Annotated in this window: 12 protein-coding genes; 7 read left to right on the forward strand and 5 right to left on the reverse strand. The window is 68.4% G+C overall.

The window, feature by feature from the left end:
* Both hemE and hemH read left to right on the forward strand, forming a co-directional pair.
* Positions 1–1,114, forward strand: a 1,114-nt coding sequence (hemE, locus tag VNE60_06350) for a uroporphyrinogen decarboxylase (protein ID HVB31134.1), incomplete at its 5' end; no start/stop codon positions are given.
* Between the two features lies 1 nt (position 1,115).
* Positions 1,116–2,030, forward strand: coding sequence for a ferrochelatase (gene hemH / locus VNE60_06355; GenBank protein HVB31135.1), 915 nt, complete (start codon positions 1,116–1,118; stop codon positions 2,028–2,030).
* A gap of 13 nt (positions 2,031–2,043) precedes the next feature.
* Here the strand turns inward: hemH and VNE60_06360 are convergent, their stop codons facing one another.
* Both VNE60_06360 and VNE60_06365 read right to left on the reverse strand, forming a co-directional pair.
* Positions 2,044–3,408, reverse strand: a complete 1,365-nt coding sequence (locus tag VNE60_06360) for a sigma-54 dependent transcriptional regulator (protein ID HVB31136.1) — start codon at positions 3,406–3,408, stop codon at positions 2,044–2,046.
* Positions 3,405–5,273 carry an ATP-binding protein gene (locus VNE60_06365; GenBank protein ID HVB31137.1) on the reverse strand — a complete coding sequence of 623 codons (1,869 nt, stop codon included), beginning with the start codon at positions 5,271–5,273 and terminating at the stop codon, positions 3,405–3,407. The genes VNE60_06360 and VNE60_06365 overlap by 4 nt, the downstream gene beginning before the upstream one ends.
* 448 nt (positions 5,274–5,721) lie before the next feature.
* On the opposite strand from VNE60_06365, the gene VNE60_06370 reads away from it, so the two are divergent.
* The 5 genes from VNE60_06370 (at position 5,722) to VNE60_06390 (ending at position 11,263) form a co-directional block, all read left to right on the forward strand.
* Positions 5,722–6,165 (forward strand): Rieske (2Fe-2S) protein, encoded by a 444-nt coding sequence (locus VNE60_06370; GenBank protein HVB31138.1) that lies wholly within the window; start codon positions 5,722–5,724, stop codon positions 6,163–6,165.
* 4 nt (positions 6,166–6,169) lie between these two features.
* Positions 6,170–7,669: a cytochrome b N-terminal domain-containing protein gene (locus VNE60_06375; protein HVB31139.1), complete on the forward strand. Its 1,500-nt coding sequence runs from the start codon at positions 6,170–6,172 to the stop codon at positions 7,667–7,669.
* Complete coding sequence (locus VNE60_06380; GenBank protein ID HVB31140.1) at positions 7,666–8,004, forward strand: cytochrome c; 339 nt, start codon at positions 7,666–7,668, stop codon at positions 8,002–8,004. The genes VNE60_06375 and VNE60_06380 overlap by 4 nt, the downstream gene beginning before the upstream one ends.
* A gap of 87 nt (positions 8,005–8,091) precedes the next feature.
* A complete protein-coding gene (locus tag VNE60_06385) occupies positions 8,092–9,024 on the forward strand; it encodes a DmsE family decaheme c-type cytochrome (protein HVB31141.1) in 933 nt (310 codons plus the stop codon).
* A gap of 25 nt (positions 9,025–9,049) precedes the next feature.
* Positions 9,050–11,263, forward strand: coding sequence for an MtrB/PioB family outer membrane beta-barrel protein (locus tag VNE60_06390; GenBank protein ID HVB31142.1), 2,214 nt, complete (start codon positions 9,050–9,052; stop codon positions 11,261–11,263).
* Positions 11,264–11,373: 110 nt separating this feature from the next.
* Here VNE60_06390 and VNE60_06395 read toward each other — a convergent pair whose 3' ends face one another.
* The 3 genes from VNE60_06395 to VNE60_06405 are packed head-to-tail and all read right to left on the reverse strand — an operon-like array spanning position 11,374 to position 14,455.
* Entirely contained in the window at positions 11,374–11,817 is a 444-nt protein-coding gene (locus VNE60_06395; protein HVB31143.1) for a cytochrome c-type biogenesis protein, read from the reverse strand.
* Positions 11,814–12,437, reverse strand: coding sequence for a redoxin domain-containing protein (locus VNE60_06400; protein HVB31144.1), 624 nt, complete (start codon positions 12,435–12,437; stop codon positions 11,814–11,816). The genes VNE60_06395 and VNE60_06400 overlap by 4 nt, the downstream gene beginning before the upstream one ends.
* A complete protein-coding gene (locus tag VNE60_06405) occupies positions 12,434–14,455 on the reverse strand; it encodes a heme lyase CcmF/NrfE family subunit (GenBank protein ID HVB31145.1) in 2,022 nt (673 codons plus the stop codon). The genes VNE60_06400 and VNE60_06405 overlap by 4 nt, the downstream gene beginning before the upstream one ends.
* Positions 14,456–14,505 lie beyond the last annotated feature (50 nt).

Here is a 14,505-nt window from a genome sequence, read left to right on the forward strand (position 1 = left end):
TGGCGGCGCGCTTTCCATCCGAATTCCGGAGTACGACGTGACGATCGAGTCCACGCTGTTCATGCGCGCCGCCCGCCATCAGCCGGTGGAGCGCACGCCGGTCTGGTTCATGCGCCAGGCGGGGCGCGTGCTGCCCGAGTACCGCGCCGTGCGCGAGAAGTATTCACTGCTCGAGATCTGCCAGCGGCCGGACGAGTGCACCGAAGTGACGCTGCAGCCCGTGCGGCGGTTGGGGGTGGACGCCGCCATCCTGTTCGCCGACATCATGCACCCGCTCGTCGGGGCCGGCGTGCCGCTGGACATCGTGGACGGAGTGGGCCCGGTGATCCACGCGCCCATCCGCACGGCCCGGGACGTGGACACGCTGCGGCCGTTGGTGCCCGAGGTGGATCTGCCGTACGTGCTGACGACGATCCGGATGCTGAAGGCCGAACTCGGCGATCGCACCCCGCTCATCGGCTTTGCCGGCGCGCCGTTCACCCTCGCGGCGTACCTCATCGAAGGCAAGGCGTCGCGGGAGTTCCTGCGCGCCAAGACGATGATGTATGCGGCGCCCGAGATCTGGCACGAGCTCATGACCCGCCTCACCGACATGGTGATCGTGTTCCTGCGGGCGCAGCGGGCCGCCGGCGTGGACGTCCTGCAGCTGTTCGACAGCTGGGTGGGCGCGCTGTCGCGCAACGACTACGTGCGCTACGTGCAGCCCTACACGCGGCGGATCTTTGCCGAGCTGGCGCCGCTGGGCGCGCCGCTCATCCATTTCGGCGTCAACACCGCCACCTTGCTCGACGCGATGACGACCGATGGGGCGTCGATCCTGGGCGCCGACTGGCGCATTCCGCTGGACCGGGCGTGGGCCGTGATCGGGTACGACAAGGGCATCCAGGGGAACCTGGACCCCGCGGTCCTGCTTGGTGCGGGGAACGTGATCGAGCGCGAGGTGAACGACGTGCTCGACCGCGCGGGCGGCCGGCCGGGGCACATCTTCAACCTCGGGCACGGCCTGCTGCCGCAGACGCCCGTGGCCGCCATCGAGCAGGCCATCGCGACGGTGCGCGCGCGCGTCCTGTCGCCGGCGCCGGCGGCATCATTCGCAACGGCTGGAGGGCGGTGAGATGGGGAGTGACAAGCGCGCGGTGCTGCTCATGGCGTACGGCACGCCGGAGCGGCTGGAAGATGTGGAGCCGTACTTCACGCACATTCGTGGCGGGCGCACCCCGTCGCCCGAATCGGTGGCCAACCTCCGGGCGCGCTACGAGCGGATAGGCGGCGCCACGCCGCTGCTGGCGCTCACCGAAGCCGTTCGCGTGGGACTGGCGGCGGAGCTCGCCGCCGCCGGCAACCCGCAGCCGGTGTACATGGGCATGAAGCACTGGCATCCGTACGTGGCCGAGGCGGTGCAGACCATGTATGACGACGGCATCCGCCAGGTGACGGCGCTGGTGCTGGCGCCGCATTATTCGCGGATGAGCATCGGCGGGTACCGCAAGGCGGTGGACGAGAAGATGGCCGAGCTGGGCAATCCGTTCGCGTTGCGCTTCGTGGATCACTGGTACGAGCGGCCGTCGTTCATGGCGTTCATGGCGGGGCTGGTGCGGCAGGGGCTGACGCAATTCGCGGCCGCCGACCGTGCCGGCGTGACGGTGGTGTTCACGGCGCACAGCCTGCCGGAGCGCATCCGCACCTGGAACGACCCGTATGAGGCCCAGCTGCAGGAGAGCGCCGAGCTGGTGGCCATGGCGGCGGGGCTCCCGGGGTTCCGCCGCGCCTGGCAGAGCGCCGGCGGCACCGGGGAGCCGTGGATCGGGCCCGACATCCTGGATTATCTGGATACGCTCAAGGCCGAAGGCGTGCGGAACGTGCTGCAGGTGCCGATCGGGTTCGTGAGCGACCATCTGGAGGTGCTCTACGACATCGACATCGAGGCCAAGGACAAGGCCCGCGAGCTGGGCATGACGCTGTACCGCACGGAACTCCCGAATGCGAAGCCGGAGTTCATCCGCGTGTTGGCGGAGACGGTAGGACCGTAGGAGGGACGGACGGTTACCGGATGCCGTATTTCTCCAGCCGGTATCGCAGCGTATCCCTGGACAGGCCGAGCAGGCGCGCCGCGCGCGTCTTGTTCCCGTCGGCGCGGTCGAGGGCCTGGCTGATGAACTCCCGCTCGATCTCGTCGAGCTTGAATCCGCCCACCGGCAGCACGAACGACCGGCCGCGTTGCGGCGCCAGGCCATGAAACTCCGGCGGGAGTTGCGCCAGTTCCACGGTCGGCGAGTCCTCGAGCAGCAGCACGCGCTCGAGCACGTTCTCCAGTTCGCGCGCGTTGCCGGGCCATGAATAGCGCTCCATCGCCTGCACCGCCTCGGGCGTGATCTCCCGCACCGGCTGTCCCAGCTCGCGGCACAGCATCTCCACGAAGTGCGCGGCCAACGGCGCCACATCCTCGGGTCGCTCGCGCAGCGGGGGGATCGTCACCGGCAGCACGTTCAGCCGGTAGAACAGGTCCTCGCGGAAGTCGCCCTTGGCCACCGCTTCCTCGAGGTCGCGGTTGGTGGCCGTGATCACGTGCACGTCCACTTCGAGATTGCGCACGCCGCCGACGCGGCGGAACTCGTGCGTCTCCAGGAAGTGGAGCAGCTTGGCCTGCAGCGGCTTGGGCATGTCGCCGATCTCGTCGAGGAAGATCGTGCCCTTGTTCGCGATCTCCACCAGGCCGCGCTTCATCTCGCGGGCATCGGTGTAGGCGCCGGCCTCGTGCCCGAACAGCTCGCTCTCCACGAGCTGATCGGGGAGGGACGTGCAGTTCACGCTCATGAACGGCTGCGCGCGGCGCGGCCCGCGGGCGTGGATGGCCCGCGCCACCAGTCCCTTGCCCGTGCCGCTCTCCCCGCGGATGAGCACGTTCACGGTGCTCCCCTTGGCGGCCACGCGCGTGATCAGATCGGCGATGCGCCGCATGGCCGGCGATCGCCCGATGAGCGTCACGTCGGCGAACTGCCAGCGGCAGCCTTCGCGATACCGGTCGGCGTCCACGCGCAGCTGCCGCGCTTCGAGGGCCTGCTGGATGAGCAGCACGAGCTCGGGCAGGGCGATGGGCTTCTCGAGAAAGTGGTGCGCGCCGGCCCGCACGGCGGCCACCGCCGTCTCGATCTCGCCGTAGGCGGTCATCATGATCACGGGCAGCGTGGGGTCGAGCTTCTTGGCGCGCGCCAGGAAATCCATGCCCGAGCCGTCGGGCAGGCGCAGGTCGAGCAGCACGAGATCGGCGGGCTCGCGCTCCAGTGCCTCCATCAGGCTCGCGCCGTCGCCCACCGCCTCGGTGCGCATGCCGGCGTCGGCGAGATGTTCCGAGAGCCACAGCCGAATCAGCATCTCGTCGTCGCAGATGACCACGCGTGGTTTGTTCATACCGTGAAGTCCTCTCGCCGCGCGGCCGGCGCGTCGCGGTGTCGGATCGGAAGCCAGAGAGTGATCGTGGTGCCGGCGTTCACGCGGCTGGTGAGACTCACCCGGCCGCCGTGACGCTGGATGATCTCGCGCGTGATCGGGAGTCCGAGTCCGGTGCCCGTGTGACGCGTGGTGAAGAAGGGGCGGAAGACGAAGGCGAGATTCTCGGCGGCGATGCCGCACCCGGTGTCGGCGATCTCGATCTCGATCGCCTCGTCGGTATGCCGCGTGGTCACGGTCACCGTGCCGCCGGCGGGGGTGGCCTGCAGGGCGTTCATGATGACGTTCACCAACGCCTGGTGCAGCATCTCCTCGTCGGCCAGCATCCGCGGGAGCGCCGGATCGAGATGGCGCTCGAAGTGCACGGACGACCGCGCCGCCGCCGGCTGGGCCAGCCGGATGGCGCGCTCCACGAGATCGTTGGCGTTGAGCGGCGCCAGCATGGGCGTGGCCGGGCGCGCGAACGCCAGCAGCTCCTGCAGCGTCTGTTGAATGCGCGTGAGCTGGCGTCCCATCTCGTCGATGATCGGTTCGAGCACGGGATCGGCGCCCACGCGCCGCCGCACCAGGTCGAGCCCGTTCGACACGCCCACCACCGGGTTGCGGATCTCGTGCGCCACCCCGCTGGCCAGTTCGCCCACGGTGGCCAGCTGTGAGGCTCGTTCGATCTCGCGCCGGTGCAACTCCTCTACGCGCGCCGTCGTATCGGCCAGCGCCGCCGTCATGTCGTTGAACGCGTGGCCCAGCTCGCCGAGCTCGTTGCGCTGCGGAATCGCCACGCGCACGCCGAGATCGCCCTGCCCCACGCGTCGCGTGGCGCTCACCAGGCGTCCCAGCGGCGCCACGATGTCCCACGCCACCACCCAAGCCGCGGCCACCAGCACGGCCACGAACACCGTCTCGAGAATCAACGACAGCCACCCCAGCTTGCGCAGATCGCCGAACGCCTCCGCCTCCGGCACCTCGGCCACATAGCGCCAGGGGTAGCCGGGGATCTCGAGAATGGTGCCGATCACCTGCACGCCCTGGCGGTCGGGATACATCATGATCGAGGCCGGCGCCTCGCCGAGCAGCGGCGTGGCCAGCGGCACCGCGTAGTTCACCGGCGCATGCGGATGCGACACGAACAGCGGACGTCCCGCCGAGTCCACGATGAAGCTCTCCACATGGCCGGCCACGTGCTCGGGCACCTGCAGGAACTCCCTGGCCTCGGCAAGGGATACCGAGGCGCCGAGGAACGCCACCATCTGGCCGTCGTGCGTCGTCACCGGCACCGCCAGTTCGAACTCCGGCTCGGATCCGTGCACGCCGCGGCGCAGGGAGGTCCAGAGCGAGCCCCGGCGCTCGTCGGCGGGCGGCTTCGTGATGATCAGTTGCGGATCGCCCGCTGCAGCGATCACGCGGCCGTCGGGCGTGAACAGATCGATGGCGTCGAACGCCAGCAGTTCCTCGTGTTTGCGCCGCAGGAATTCCTGGAGGGCGGCGGGCGTGGCCACCGATCCCATCTCGCCGGCGGGCCGGCCCTCGAAACGCAGGGCGCCGGCCGCCAGGAACTGATTGCCGGCCACGATCGCCTGCAGGAGCAGGAGGTGATGGTCGATGCGATCGCGCACGTGCTGGACCTGCACCTGAGCCACCGCGGAGAGGTATCGGTCCACCAACTGCTCGAGAATCGCTTTCGATCGCTGATAACCGACGGCGTTCGTGGCCAGGAGTGGCACCAGCGAGAACAGGAGGAACCACACGAGCAGGCGCCGACTCAGCCGGCCGCCGCGTTGGCGCCCGAGCTCCCGTGTTTTTGCCGCCAACTGCCGCCACACCGCCATGCCCACTCCGGAAATTGCGCCGTGCTTCGCTGCCACCCCTCTAGGCAAGAGCAGCGCCGCGCCCCGCGACCACGCCAAGGCGCTGGCCCACAACGGGTTGGCGAAAATGCGCATCCCGGCGGCTGGGGCAGTTGCCCCATGCTAGAGGCGAGCAAACCGGCGATGGAGGGGCAATTCCCCCAAGTCGTGTCGGGGGTTTCCGGGAAGATCCCTGCCATAACTCCTCACACGGCAATGGGTTGGTCGCCTACGTGATTTGCGGAACCAGTCTTGCCCATGCACCCGGGTGGGACGTGGCCCTGATGCGTCCGTTTTCCAACTCGATGGGGTGGTCATCTTGTCCGCGAATTCGAAAGACTCTTCAGACGAACCAGTCGAAGGCGCGCCGCTGGGGCGCCGCAAGTTTCTGCGGCGCGTGAGCGGCTTTGGCGCCGCGATCAGCGCCGTCATGGTAGGGTTTCCCGTGCTCCGCGCGTTCGCGTCGCCCACGCTTGCCCGCCGGAAGAACGATGCGTGGGTGAAGGTGGCCGACGACATCGCGCTGCTCGACGTCGGGGTGCCGGTGCGCGTGAACTTCGTGCAGACGCTGCAGGATGCGTGGGTGGAGACGCGCGCCCTCAACGGCGTGTGGCTGTATACCGACGACGGGGAGAAGTTCAAGGCCTACAACGGGCACTGCACGCATCTCGGGTGCAGCTACGTGTACGACAAGGAGCGGACGGCCTTCTTCTGTCCCTGCCATCACGGGCAGTTCGACGTGAAGACGGGGGCGGTACTGGCGGGGCCGCCGCCGCGCCCGCTCGACGAGCTGCCGGTGCAGATCCGGGACAGCGCGGTGTACGTGCAGTACTCCGACTTCCGGCTTGGCGTCCCCGACAAGATCGAGGCCTGACGCCATGCAGCGCATGCTTCATTGGCTCGACGAGCGCGTGGACATCGCCGGCATCCGGCGCACGCTGCTCGACCGCAAGATGCCGGGCGGGCTCACCTGGTGGCACACGCTGGGCAGCGCCACGCTCGCCGTGTTCACCGTGCAGGTGGTCACGGGCATCGTGCTCGCGATGTCCTATTCGCCGTCGCCCGACCACGCGTACGACAGCATCCAGTTCATCCAGAATCACGTGCTCAGCGGCGCGATGGTGCGCGGACTCCACCACTGGGGCGCCTCGGCCATGGTGGTTCTCGTCATGGCGCACATGATCCGCGTGTTCACGATGGGCTCGTACAAGTACCCGCGCGAGATCAACTGGGTGCTCGGCGTGGGCCTGTTCTTCGTGGTGATGGGATTCGGATTCACGGGCTACCTGCTGCCGTGGGACCAGAAGGCCTACTGGGCCACGCAGGTGGGCACGAACATCGCCGGCACCACGCCGATCATCGGCGGGACGCTGGTGAAGTTGCTGCGGGGCGGGGCGCAGTTGGGGGCGGCCACGCTGGCCCGGTTCTACGCGATCCACGTGCTGGTGCTTCCGGTGCTGCTGGTGGGGATCGTGCTGCTGCACCTCTCGCTCGTCGTGCGGCAGGGCATCGCGCCGCGGACGCGGGTGCTCGAGGAGGGCGCCCCGGCGCGCACCGATGATCCCGCGTACCCGGCGTACTACCATGAGCAGTACGCGAAGTCGAAAGGCGCGGGCGTGCCGTTCTGGCCGAACATCATCGCCAAGGACATCATCGTCGCCACCGCGGTGATCCTGGTGCTCGTGCTGCTGGCGCACTTCAAGGGCGCGGGGCTCGAGCCGCCGGCCGATCCCGCCGACACGGCGTACGTGCCGCGTCCCGAGTGGTACTTCCTGCCGTTCTACCAGCTGCTCAAGCTCGTGCCCGGCTCCATGGAAGCGGCCGTGGCGGCCGGCCTGCCGGCGTTGATCGTGCTGGTACTGGTGATGCTGCCGTTCTTCGACCGGCGCAGCCGCCGTGCCCTGGCGGTGCGTCCGGTGGCGCGCATCGCGTTGTTCGGCGTGCTCGGCGCGTCGGCGTTCCTGATCGGCGCGTCGGTGCGCGACGAGCCGCCGCCGGTGGCGCCCGAGGTGGGCCGCGCGCTGACGTCGGTGGAGCGCGCCGGACGCGCGCTGTTCAAGGCGCAGCAGTGCGGGAGCTGTCACGCGGTGGCCGGCGTCTCGACGCCGACGAAGAGCGCCGACGTTCCCGACGCGCCGGATCTCACCGCCGTGGGGCTGATCCACTCGGCGAGCTGGATGCACAGCTTCCTCGAAGATCCGTCGCGGTTCCATGCCGATTCCAAGATGCCGGCGTTCGGCCCGCCGACGCTCAGCCATCAGGAGATCGAGGAGATCTCGCAATACCTGGCTTCGCTCCGCGGTCCCCACGGCGAGACGAAGCAACCCCAATTCGTCGACACGTTCCCGGAACCCAAGAAGCTTCAGGAGAAACCATGAAAACCGGATTGTTGATTCTCAGCCTCGTGACGACCACCGTGGCCGCGGCGTCGGTGCAGCCGGCCCAGGCGCCGGACGGCAAGGCGCTGTACAACGAGAACTGCCGCAAGTGCCACGGCGTGATCGGCACGCCGCCCAAGACGATGAAGGAGAAGTTCCCCAAGATCGCCACGTTCAACGGCGAATTCATCGCGTCGCACTCGCAGGACTCGATCGTCAAGGTCCTCACGCACGGCAAGAACGCGGACATGAAGTCGTTCAAGGACAAGCTGAAGCCGGACGAGATGCAGGCGGTGGCCGTCTACGTGCACGACCTGGGCGCCAAGTCGCACTGAGCCATGGTGCGTTCCCCCTTCCTCTCCACGCCCATCCTTTCCTCCCATCCGACCGCCGCCCCGCACCGGGGCGGCAGGGGACCTGAGATGTCACACCATCGTTTCGCGCGTTGGCTGGCGATCGCGTTCGCCCTCGCCGTCGCGGCGCCGGCGGCGCATGCGCAGCAGTCCCCGGCCGCGCATCCGACGCCGGCCGGATATGCCGGGAGCGCCTCGTGCACCGACTGCCACGCCAAGGAAGCGGCGCAGTTCGGCGCCACGTCCAAGGGCCAACTGTTCCTGAATCATCCGCGCAATACCCACGAAGCGCTGGGGTGCGAGACCTGCCATGGCCCGGCCAAGCAGCACGCCGAGTCGGGCGGCGACGAGCGCGGCGGCCTGATCACGTTCAACGGCAAGCACCCGTCATCGGTGGCCGACCGCAACGCCACCTGCCTGCAGTGCCACGAGAAGACGGCGCGCATGCTGTGGAAGGGGAGCGCGCACGAATCGCACGACGTGGCGTGCTCCGACTGCCACACGATGATGCACACGGAATCGGAGCGGTCGAGCCTCAAGAAGCCGAGCGTGACCGAGACCTGCGGCCAGTGCCACCAGCGGGAGAAGGCCAAGCTCACGCAGTTCGCGCACATGCCGCTGGGCCAGTCGAAGATGGAGTGCACGAGTTGCCACAATCCGCACGGCTCCACCGGCCCATCGCTGCTCGTGGCCAGCTCGATCAACGAGGTGTGCTACGCGTGCCATGCCGACAAGCGCGGCCCCTACCTGTGGGAGCACGAGCCCGTGGTGGAGAATTGCGCCAACTGCCACGATCCGCACGGCAGCAATCACGACAAGATGCTGATCATGTCGCGGCCCCGCCTGTGCCAGCAGTGCCACGCCGGCACCGGCCACCCGATCCAGCCGCGCAATCCGAGCACGCCGGCGGACTTCCAGTTCGTGTTCAACCGCCAGTGCTCCAACTGCCACTTCAACATCCATGGCTCGAATCACCCCTCGGGCAAGGCCTTCACCAGGTAGCGCGATGCGCGACAGGAGAAAGACGATGCGCTTCAGAGCATTCGTTGCCGCGGTTCTCGTGACCGCCGTCGCCGCGCTCGTGCCGCCGCGCAGCGTCGCGGCACAGCGTCCGGCAAAAGACACCACCCGATCCGCCACCAAGGACACCGTCCACGCAGCGCCGGCGGGGCCGCTCACCGGCGCCGCCGAGGTCGGCTACCGCAGCTTCGTGCAGACCCTCACGCCGCAGCAACGCGGCAAGTTCGTCGAGTACAAAGACGTGCCGGCGGGCGTGGTCGTGCCCGCCCTGTTCCTGCAGTACGATCGCGGCGACACGCTCCCCACCTTCTCGCTCAGCGCGGCGAACGTGGGCCAGCTGGATCAGAGCCTGCATCTGCGCGCCAAGCAAGCGGGCCTGTTCGACGCCCGGCTGGAGTGGGATCGCCTGCTCCATACCTTCTCCACCGACGGGCGGTCGCTGTATACCCAGGCCGGCCCCGGCGTGTACACGCTGCCCAACCCGCGGCCCGACTCCAACGCCTTCCGCAACGCGCCGTATCTGTCGCCGATCCGTTCGATGTGGGATCCGGTCAAGCTCTCGGTGGGCGTGACGCCGTCGCAGCAGTGGGACTTCAAGGCCGACTTCACCCGCATCGAGAAGCGGGGCGACCGCCCCATGGGGCAGGCGTACGTCGGAGCGTCAGGTCCGTCGAGCGAGATCCTCGAGCCCATCGACCAGACGGTGAGCGACGTGCGGCTCACGGAGAGCTACGCCACCACGCGGTTCCAGCTCATGGGGACGTACAACCTCTCCGTGTTCCAGAACTACATCACCTCGGTCACCGCCTCGAACCCGCAGGCCGTGGTGGACGCGGCCGCGGCGGCCGCGAATGGCCGTACGGCGCTCGCGCCCAACAACCTGGCGCACACGGTCACCGTCACCGGCGGCGTCAATCTGCCCATGGACACGCGCGTCACGGCGAGCGGCATGTACTCGTGGTGGCACCAGAACGACGCGTTCCTCCCCGCCACCATCAACAGCGCCATCGTCAATCCGCTGCTGTCCACCTTGCCGCCGTCGCTCGGCGCCCACGCCGGCACGTCGATGGTGAACGGCACGGTGTACAGCCGTCCGCTCAGGGCGCTCAACGTATCGGCCCGGTTCAACCGCTACGGGTTCCGCGACGACGCGGACTACACGCACATGCCGATCATGATCACCAACGACCGGTCGGTGGGCGGCGCCGACAGCGCCAGCCGCGATCCGTTCACCCGCACCACGGCCGACCTGAGCGCCACCTGGCGCGTGCTCTCGCCCGTGGCCCTCAGCGTGGGATACGGATGGAATCGCATGGAACGCGACTCCCTGGTGCGCAACGTGGTCCGCACCACCGAGACCACGCCCCACGCCAGCCTCGACTTCACCGGCGTGTCGTGGCTCAGCCTGCGCACCACGTATACCAAGGGCTGGCGCCGCGACAACGGCTATCATCAGATGGACGCCACCGAAGACTCGCTGTTCCGGCGCTTCGACGAAGCCAACCGCGACCGCGAGCGCACCAGCGTGATGGCGCAGGTGACCCCCATCGACCAGCTCAGCTTCTCGGCCAGCTGGGAGGTGGGCCACGACGCGTATCCCAACTCGGTGCTCGGCGTGCAGAGCGACAACAGCGCCATGGCCGGCGGCGACGTGGAATGGACGCCCAACGCGCAGTTCACGATGAATGCCGGCTACACGCGTGAGACCTACTTCGATCACATGCAGGGGCAGTATCGCACCGGCTCCAGCACCCTGCTCTACAACCCCTCGTACATCTATGTGGGCGACAACCAGGACGTGAGCACCACCGCCTCGGTGGGGTTCACCGCCGTGCTGGTGCCCGATCAGTGGGAAGCCGGCGGCACCTTCGAAGCGTCCAAGTCGCACTTCCTGATGGGGGCGTACAATCCACAGACGCCCACCGGCGGCACCGCCGCCCAGAACACCGCGGCCACGGCGGTGAACTTCCCCGTGGTCACGCAGAACCTGCAGCCCATGAACGTCTTCGTGCGCTACCACTTCGCCCCCGACTGGGCGGTGACGATGCGCTACCAGGGCGAGCTGTACAGCCAGAGCAACTACGAGACGGCCACGCTCGTGCCGGCCACCGGCAAGTTCTTCTTCCTGGCCAACAACTTCCAGAACTACAACGCGCGGTACTTCACCTTCTCCTTCAGCTACCGGCCGGGACTGCTCCGGCTCGGACGCTCGACGTTGTAGCGATCCCCCCCGATCGCACCACGGGCGGCGTCGAGAGAGATCTCGACGCCGCCCGTTCTCGTGCGTGATGGAGCGCGCGGCCGCGCGCGGCCCGGCTCACCGCGCGCTAGTCACGCGGCGGGAGACGGCTTCGTCCACTTCTTCACTGCGTATACGATCACGCCGAGTCCGCCCAGCAGGAGCACGAACGGCATGGCGTACAGCACCAGGTTGAAGCCGTGCGGCTTGGGGTCGAGCAGGATCCACTCGCCGTACTTGGATACGAAGTACGCCTTCACCTGGGCCGGCGTCTTCCCCGACCGCAGCTGTTCCTTGACCACGCCGCGCATCTGCTGCGCCAGCTCGGCCGGCGAATCCTGCAGCGACTCCCCCTGGCAGATGGGGCAGCGCAACTGGGAAGCCACCGCGGCGGTCTGCGCTTCGAGCGCCGAATCGGCGGGGCTGGGCAGGGGGGCCGCGGTGGTGGTCGTGTCCACCGGCACCTGCTGCGCGGGCAGCGGCGGCGTGGCGCAGAGCACGCCCGCGCAGAGCGCGAATGCGGCGAAGCGCTTCATGGCGTGGCCCCCGTAGGACCGGGCTTGGCGGCCGGGGCGGCCGCCGGGGGCGCGGCCGACGCCGGCAGGGCCGCGATCAGCGAGTCCACTTCACGCGTGAGGATCTCGTCCGTGACCGGGCCTGTCTGCTTGAACGCTACGCGCCCCGATCCGTCGATGAAGTACGTCTCGGGCACTCCATACAGCCCGTAGTTGATGGCCGTGTGGGCATTGGCATCGTTGACCGACGGATACTCCTGGCCGCCCATTTCCTGGATCCAACTGATGGCCGGCGCCGGAAAGTCGTTGTAGAGCACGCCGAGGAAGTGCACCGGACGCCCGGCGTAGCGCCGCGCGAATGCGCTCAGCGTGCGGTGCTCGTCGCGGCACGACAGGCACCACGAGGCCCAGAAGTTGAGCACCACCACCTGGCCCCGCAGTTGCGAGAGCCGCACCGTGTCGCCCACCGGCAGCGCCATCGGCGGCTGGCCCGGCGCGAACACGGGCAGCGAGAAGTCGGGCGCCATGCGGCCCGGCAGGGGTGACGGAATGTTGTTGGGATCCTTGCCGAATCCCCAGGCGAACAGCGCGATCACCGGCACGGCGGTGAGCGACGCGATCGCCGCTCGCTTCCAGTTCATGCTTCCCCCTCACGCGGAATGGGAAGGATCACCGGGGGCACGGGTTGCCGCACCGCGGCCGGCGCGGTGCGCCGCCGACGCCGGGGGAACACGCCGATGATCGCGCCCAGGACCACCACGCCGCCGCCGAACCAGATCCACGGGACCAGCGGCTGCACGATGAGTTTGACGGTGGCGTGCGAGCCGTTCTGATCGAACGCCATCAGATTGAAATACAGGTCGCCGCTGATCGAGCTGATCACCTGCGGCGTGGGCACCGGCGCCGACTGCGTGGGATAGAAGTTCATGCGCGGGTCGGCCGTGGCCACCACCTTGCCGTGGTCCAGCACTTCCATGGTCGCGCCGATCACGGCGCGCTGCGGCTCCTGGCGCCCCCACACTTCCTTGAGCCGGGCCGTGTGGCCCGACACGGTGAGCGTCTCGCCCGGCTTGAGCGTGGCTTCGCGCTCCGAGCGGAACGACTGCGACGCCGCGATGCCGAGGGCCACGATGAGCACCCCCAGGTGGGCCACGTAGCCGCCGTAGCGCCGGCGGTTTCCGCCCACCAATCGCCGCAGGGCGGTGAACCAGTCCTCGCCGTGCGCCGCGTGGCGCGCCTTCATGCCGATCCAGTACTCGCGCACGTTGGCGAACGCCGAATAGCCCACGAACGCGAACGCCAGCACGGCGTACACATTGCGCGCGCCGCTGACCAACGCCACGGCGGCCATCACCACCGCCGCGCCGATCGGCGGCAGGAGCTTGGCCTTGAGCTGTTGCCGGGTCGCGATCCCCCACGGCAGCGCCGGTCCCACGCCCACCAGGAACAGCAGCGACACGACGAACGGCATCGTCATCTTGTCGAAGAACGGCTCGCCCACCGTGACCTTGAGCCCGCGCAGCGCCTCGGCGACGAGCGGGAACAGCGTGCCGATGAGCACCGTGAACATGAACGCCGTGAGGAACAGGTTGTTGAGCAGGAACACCGTCTCGCGCGACGCGGCCGATTCGAAGCGGCCCGTGGTGCGCAGGCGATCGGAGTTGCCCGCCACCATCATCAGCCCCACCACCAGCACGATGGCGATGAACACCAGGAAGTAGTAGCCGATGGTTCCGGTGGTGAACGCGTGCACCGACGACAGGATGCCCGAGCGCGTGAGGAACGTGCCGAGAATAGTGAGGACGAACGTGCCCACCATCAGGTTCAGGTTCCAGAGGCGCAGCATCCCGCGCCGCTCCTGCACCATGGCCGAGTGGAGGAAGGCCGTGGCCGTGAGCCACGGCAGGAACGAGGCGTTCTCCACGGGATCCCACGCCCAGTAGCCGCCCCAGCCGAGCACTTCGTATGACCACCACATGCCGGCGATGATCGCCGCCGACAGGAAACCCCACGACACCAGGAGCCAGGGCCGCGTGATCCGGATCCAGTCGTCCGACATCACCTCGCCGGACAACATCGCGCCCATCGCGAACGCGAACGGCACCGACATCCCCACGTACCCCAGATAGAGCAGGGGCGGATGGACCGCCATCAGGATGTGGTTCTGGAGCAGCGGATTGGGGCCCGGTCCGTCGGGCGGCACCGGGAACACCGCGTGGAACGGATTGGCCGGCCCGGCCAGCAGGATGCCGAAGAACAGGGCCACGAACATCAACGTCACCGCGGCCCACGGCACCAGATTGCCCGACCGCTTGCGGTTGAACCAGACCACCGCCGCCGAATAGGCGCCCAGCACCCAGGCCCAGAACAGGATCGACCCTTCGAGCGCGCCCCAGAGCGAGATGACCGTGTAGAACAGCGGCGTCTCGCGGCTGCCCACCTGCGCCACGTACGACACCGAGAAGTCGTGCGTGACCAGCGCGTAGATCATGGCCAGCGTGGCCACCGTGACGAGCGCGAAGTTCGCGTAGACCGCACCGAAGGCGATCTGCACCCAATCGGCGCGGCGGCCGCGAATGCCCAGCGTTCCGATGATGGCGCCGAACAGCACCGCCACCATCGCCACGAGCAGCGCGTCATGCGCGAGAAGCCCGGTCATGGCGTGGATCCCTTGATCAGGGTCTTGTACATCTCCTCCGGCTTCTCGCC

It is taken from the genome of Gemmatimonadaceae bacterium (genome assembly GCA_035533755.1).
Taxonomy (GTDB): Bacteria; Gemmatimonadota; Gemmatimonadetes; order Gemmatimonadales; family Gemmatimonadaceae; genus JAGWRI01.

Excerpts from the sequence above, each read along its gene's own strand:
- hemH (HVB31135.1), top strand. The coding sequence starts at position 1,116 with ATGGGGAGTGACAAGCGCGCGGTGCTGCTCATGGCGTACGGCACGCCG.
- VNE60_06360 (HVB31136.1), bottom strand. The coding sequence starts at position 3,408 with ATGAACAAACCACGCGTGGTCATCTGCGACGACGAGATGCTGATTCGG.
- VNE60_06365 (HVB31137.1), bottom strand. The coding sequence starts at position 5,273 with ATGGCGGTGTGGCGGCAGTTGGCGGCAAAAACACGGGAGCTCGGGCGC.
- VNE60_06370 (HVB31138.1), top strand. The coding sequence starts at position 5,722 with ATGGTAGGGTTTCCCGTGCTCCGCGCGTTCGCGTCGCCCACGCTTGCC.
- VNE60_06375 (HVB31139.1), top strand. The coding sequence starts at position 6,170 with ATGCAGCGCATGCTTCATTGGCTCGACGAGCGCGTGGACATCGCCGGC.
- VNE60_06380 (HVB31140.1), top strand. The coding sequence starts at position 7,666 with ATGAAAACCGGATTGTTGATTCTCAGCCTCGTGACGACCACCGTGGCC.
- VNE60_06385 (HVB31141.1), top strand. The coding sequence starts at position 8,092 with ATGTCACACCATCGTTTCGCGCGTTGGCTGGCGATCGCGTTCGCCCTC.
- VNE60_06390 (HVB31142.1), top strand. The coding sequence starts at position 9,050 with ATGCGCTTCAGAGCATTCGTTGCCGCGGTTCTCGTGACCGCCGTCGCC.
- VNE60_06395 (HVB31143.1), bottom strand. The coding sequence starts at position 11,817 with ATGAAGCGCTTCGCCGCATTCGCGCTCTGCGCGGGCGTGCTCTGCGCC.
- VNE60_06400 (HVB31144.1), bottom strand. The coding sequence starts at position 12,437 with ATGAACTGGAAGCGAGCGGCGATCGCGTCGCTCACCGCCGTGCCGGTG.
- VNE60_06405 (HVB31145.1), bottom strand. The coding sequence starts at position 14,455 with ATGACCGGGCTTCTCGCGCATGACGCGCTGCTCGTGGCGATGGTGGCG.